Below are 4,828 nucleotides of genomic sequence, written 5' to 3'. Positions count from 1 at the left end.
TGAGCGATGAGTTATTAGAATTATTTACATTGGGGACGATCGCCGATCTAGCACCATTAACTGGGATCAATCGTCGTTTAGTCAAGCAGGGTTTGCAACTATTGCCCAAGTCGCAAGTGACAGGTATTCAAGCCTTAATTGAAATGTCGGGCACTCAAGGGGGAACGGTCGCAAAAAGTACCGCCATGAAACCCGAAGATATTGGCTTTAGACTCGGCCCGCGAATTAATGCGATCGGCAGAATTGACGATCCGCAGATTATTATTAATTTGCTTACTACCGAAGATATGGGTGTCGCTTTAGCCCGAGCGATTCAATGCGAACAAGTCAATAAACTCCGCCAAGATATGTGCGCGCGGATCGAACAAGAAGCGATCGATCTCATCGAGCAGGGCAACTACAATATCGAGCAAAATCGCGTTTTAGTTATCGTCCATCCTGGCTGGCATCATGGCGTCATCGGCATCGTTGCCTCGCGCTTAGTCGAACGCTATGGGGTACCAGTATTTATCGGCACGAATGAAGACGAGCATCATATCAGAGGTTCGGCGCGAAGTATCCCCGAATTCAATGTGTTCGATGCCCTAAATTACTGTCACGATTTACTAGGTAAATATGGCGGACATCGGGCAGCAGGTGGGTTCTCGATGCCAACTGAGAACTTAGAGAAATTTCAACAGACTTTAAGTGAATTTGCTCACAAATGTCTAGAAGTCGAACATCTCAAGCATTTAGTCAAAATCGATGCCGAAGCCGATCTCGCGGCAATTAATATGTCATTGTACGAACAGATCGATGCGATTCATCCCTGTGGGATGGAAAATCCCGATCCGGTATTCTGGACGGCTAATGTGCGGGTCATCGAACAAAAAATTGTTGGCAAAGGACACCTCAAATTTACTGTCGATACGCCAGAATTTCCGAAAGGTATTAAAGCGATCGCGTGGCGATTTGGCGACTATTTCCCTTTGCCCAAATATTTAGATATTGCCTATAAACTCAAGGAAAATAACTGGAAAGATACACGCGCGATCGAGTTAGAAGTTGTCAGCGTTCGCTTACCAGTTGCTGCCCAAACTTATAAATTCAATTACCAAGAGCGCGACTATAATTGCAGCATGTCTCCAAACAAAGAACGGCTGACGATTATTAATACCCAGGGTCAGACTTTGGTAGTAAATAAGGGTCAAAAAGTAGGTGAGTTAATCGGTAAACAAGCGATCGAACCTATCGATATTACTAAGCCGTATTATTTTCAGTTAATTAAAACTGCGATGCAAGTCTTGCAGGTTAATTAAGTAATTCGACTATGTTACTGATTTGGAAGTAACAGCTAACGGCGATTTTGCTGCTTGGAGGCTGATAAATTGCCAGAAGAGATTGCTTTCCCAACCGGGAAATTGCATCAAACCCCAGCGCAGGGAATTGGGTGCGATCGCAAATAAGCGTACCATCGCTGCTAACAATTCTGGTGTCGATAGTGTGTCGGCCAAAAATCCCGACCATTGACTTTGGGGCAGACTGAAGAATGTATCCAAATGCTGTTTTAACAGCACCTCATCGAACCGCATTAACTTCTCTAAGCCGAACCGATAGAGATAGTACTTGCGCAGACGATCGGGATTCCAGAGCTGCCGCCATGCCGCACGAGCGATCGCGGCTGGCTCGGCTTGGGCATCTTGGAGGGCGGTGGCAATGGCGGCGGCTAAGCCCGGAGCGCGGCGCAGCAACGCCCCAACCAGATAGCCCGAAGCGGGGTGTACCATACTCGCTGCACCGCCAAAGGCCACCACAGGTTGATGGAGATCGGGCAGGGGTAACGTCATCGGAAAAATGCAGCGTTCCACCTCGTGGACGGCTGTTACCTTGATTCCGCGTGCGGCCAATCGCTGGTATAATCGTCGCTCTAGCAGCTCGAAACTTACTGGGGGTGCCATCGCCAGCGATGTCTCTTCAACAAAATAGACATCGTCGCCAAGATCCATCGCATATAAAAAGGTCGGCGGCTCATTGGCGCGTTCGGTGGCCGATAGATGCTCGCTGCGGAAATCCTGATGCACGAATTGTTGCGGATTGACAGGGGGTGTAGAAAAATGACCGACGATACCGTAGGCAGTTTGAAAGGCGATCGCGCCCCGATCCTTTTGTCGCTTGACAAACATCGGATCGTGGCCGCTGGCATCGATAACTACTCTGGCGCGGATGGTTTCACCCGTTGTAGTAGTGACGATCGAGCGTTCGCGATCGTGCTCGATATTTGTGGCCTTGCCTTGGTGCCATGCCACTCCCCCTGCTTCGCATTTGGCCAGCAGATGGTTTTGTAGCTTAACTTTATCAAGTAAACCATAGGCACGACGGTGATTGACTTCTCCTTTGCCGAAATAGGAGACACAATTTTCCCAACAGTGACCTAATAATTCCGTCAATCCCAGAGCTTCAAGTTCGTCGCGCCAGATGCCATAGGTATTCGGCCAGACTTGCCGCAACTGACTGGCAGTCAGTCCGCCGACTCTTACTCCTCGCTCGGCCAAAGCCGCCGCAATTATCGTCCCAGCGGGGCCAGACCCAATTACCAGTACATCAAAATCCAACATAGCAGCGTTCTTTGAATATAGCGTTCTTTTAGATATCGCCTAATCGAGCATGGATCCCCTGTACTCGTTGGCATAGCCTACCGTAGGTAATCGCATCTTAACACGCGATCGAATATCGATAACGCTCGATCGTTGGGGCGTCTCATCCAGCCATTGGCACAAGCAACGGTGGACTGAGTAACAAGATTCAGGCCACAACTGATGCCTTCGGTCTGATTTATCTTGCTGCTGTCATCTGCTTGAATTAGCTTTAATCGATCGCACACCCCAGATATCGCAGAGGTCTATGACCCGTGCGTTGGTGTCGCGTTGACTACCGCCCCGCATAGTACTAATAACCAATCCACCTCGATCGCCATCAGATACTATATTGTACTAAATAACTTCGATCCTTTTGCTCAAAACCCATGCACTTAATTTTGTACAGCAAAATCGGCTGCCACCTCTGCGAAGGTTTACAAGAAAAACTAGAGCAAATTACCGACCCACCCATCCACCTCGAAATCCGCGAAATCACCGCCAACCCCGATTGGTTCGATCGCTACCAGTACGAGATCCCTGTATTATGTTTACAAGTTGACGATACCGAACAACCTATCCCCCGCTTCTCCCCCCGCACCAGCATCCCCCAAGTGCAAAAAATCTTACAGCAATATTCGCAAAATGGGTAAAAATTAAACCCATCCCTCCCGTTTCGAGCATCTTCATCCACCATCCCTATGAAACTACGCGAACTCCTCACCCACAGCCAGATTAGCCTCCCCACCAATCACCCCAACCTCGACCTCGAAGTCACCGGCTTAAAAACCAACTCCCACGCCTGCACCCCTGGCGACCTCTTCATCGGGATGCCCGGAACGCGCGTCGATGGCGGTGAATTTTGGCAAGGCGCGATCGCCGCAGGTGCGATCGGAGCCGTAGTTTCCCCCGCCGCTGCTGCCGTCCATCCAGCCACTGCAGATGACTGCATCGCGATTGCTCCAGACATGACCGCCGCCTGTGCCGCCCTAGCTGGCACCTTTTACCATCATCCCGCCCGTACCCTCAAAATGGTCGGCGTCACGGGTACAAATGGTAAAACCACTACCACCCATATCATTGAATACCTCCTCGCCCAAGCCCATATTTCCACCGCCCTGCTCGGCACCCTCTACACCCGCTGGCAAGGCTACCAAAAAACCGCTACTCACACGACCCCCTTCGCCGTCGATCTCCAGCAGCAACTCGCTCAAGCCCTGACAGCAGGCAGTCAAGTTGCCTTAATGGAAGTCAGCTCCCACGCCTTAGATCAAGGGCGCGTTATGGGTTGCCCGTTTGAAGTTGGCGTATTTACCAACCTCACCCAGGATCACTTGGATTATCACCAGAATATGGAGAGCTATTTTCAAGCCAAAGCCCTCTTATTTAGTCCCGAATATCTGACCGGACGCGCGATCGTCAATCTCGATGATGAATACGGCAAACGCTTAATCGCCAAAGTTCCCGCCGAGCGAGTCTGGAGCTACAGTACCACCGACTCATCTGCTGACCTGTGGACGAGCGACTTGGCTTACAAACAGACTGGCGTTACCGGCAAACTCCATACCCCCCAAGGCGAAATCGGCTTCAGCTCCCCCCTAGTCGGCGACTACAACCTCGAAAACCTCTTAGCTGCGGTGGGGACATCATTACACCTGGGCATGAGCTTAGATGCGATCGTCGCCGCGATCGAGCATTTCCCTGGCGTTCCCGGACGGATGGAACGTGTCCAAGTTTCCCCCCAACAAGATATCACCGCGATCGTCGATTACGCCCATACCCCCGATAGTTTGGAAAGCTTGCTGACTGCGGCACGTCCGTTCATTCATGGTAAGGTAATTTGTGTATTCGGTTGTGGTGGCGATCGCGACCGCACCAAACGCCCCCAAATGGGCAAAATTGCCGCCGATCTCGCCGATGTGGTGGTAGTAACTTCGGATAATCCCCGCACCGAAGATCCCGCCCGCATCCTTCAGGATGTAACCGCCGGAATCGATCGACAGTCCGGTGTCGAAGTTATCGCCGATCGCGCTCAAGCGATCGCCCGCGCCATTGCCATGGCTGCACCTGGCGACGGCGTGCTGATTGCTGGCAAAGGACATGAAGATTATCAAATCCTCGGCACCGAAAAAATCCACTTCGACGATCGCGAACAAGCACGGATAGCTCTGAATAAAAAGTTTGGAGGTTAGGATCTAGGCTTTAGGCTTTAGGCT

Annotated in this window: 4 protein-coding genes; 3 read left to right on the top strand and 1 reads right to left on the bottom strand. The window is 50.9% G+C overall.

From position 1 onward, the window contains the following. Positions 1 to 1,298 (top strand): DHHA1 domain-containing protein (locus tag RMO84_RS20095; RefSeq protein WP_310490213.1); only part of this gene is annotated, 1,298 nt, incomplete at its 5' end. A gap of 9 nt (positions 1,299 to 1,307) precedes the next feature. Here the strand turns inward: RMO84_RS20095 and crtL are convergent. Then, the gene (gene crtL, locus RMO84_RS20090; protein ID WP_310490212.1) at positions 1,308 to 2,594 is read right to left on the bottom strand and encodes a lycopene beta cyclase; all 1,287 of its coding nucleotides are present in this window, start codon (positions 2,592 to 2,594) and stop codon (positions 1,308 to 1,310) included. Between the two features lie 407 nt (positions 2,595 to 3,001). Between crtL and RMO84_RS20085 the strand changes: the two genes are divergently transcribed. After that, positions 3,002 to 3,265: a glutaredoxin family protein gene (locus tag RMO84_RS20085; RefSeq protein ID WP_310490211.1), complete on the top strand. Its 264-nt coding sequence runs from the start codon at positions 3,002 to 3,004 to the stop codon at positions 3,263 to 3,265. A gap of 48 nt (positions 3,266 to 3,313) precedes the next feature. Next, the gene (locus RMO84_RS20080; protein WP_310490210.1) at positions 3,314 to 4,804 is read left to right on the top strand and encodes a UDP-N-acetylmuramoyl-L-alanyl-D-glutamate--2,6-diaminopimelate ligase; all 1,491 of its coding nucleotides are present in this window, start codon (positions 3,314 to 3,316) and stop codon (positions 4,802 to 4,804) included. The last annotated feature ends 24 nt before the right edge of the window (positions 4,805 to 4,828 follow it).

Source organism: Chamaesiphon sp. VAR_69_metabat_338 (assembly GCF_031423935.1).
Taxonomy (GTDB): domain Bacteria; phylum Cyanobacteriota; class Cyanobacteriia; order Cyanobacteriales; family Chamaesiphonaceae; genus Chamaesiphon.
Note: the sequence above shows the minus strand (reverse complement) of the source record. Positions and strands in the feature narration are given on the sequence as shown.

What these genes read in the sequence shown, in the direction of transcription:
- crtL (WP_310490212.1), bottom strand. Translation starts at nt 2,594, where the DNA reads ATGTTGGATTTTGATGTACTGGTAATTGGGTCTGGCCCCGCTGGGACG.
- RMO84_RS20085 (WP_310490211.1), top strand. Translation starts at nt 3,002, where the DNA reads ATGCACTTAATTTTGTACAGCAAAATCGGCTGCCACCTCTGCGAAGGT.
- RMO84_RS20080 (WP_310490210.1), top strand. Translation starts at nt 3,314, where the DNA reads ATGAAACTACGCGAACTCCTCACCCACAGCCAGATTAGCCTCCCCACC.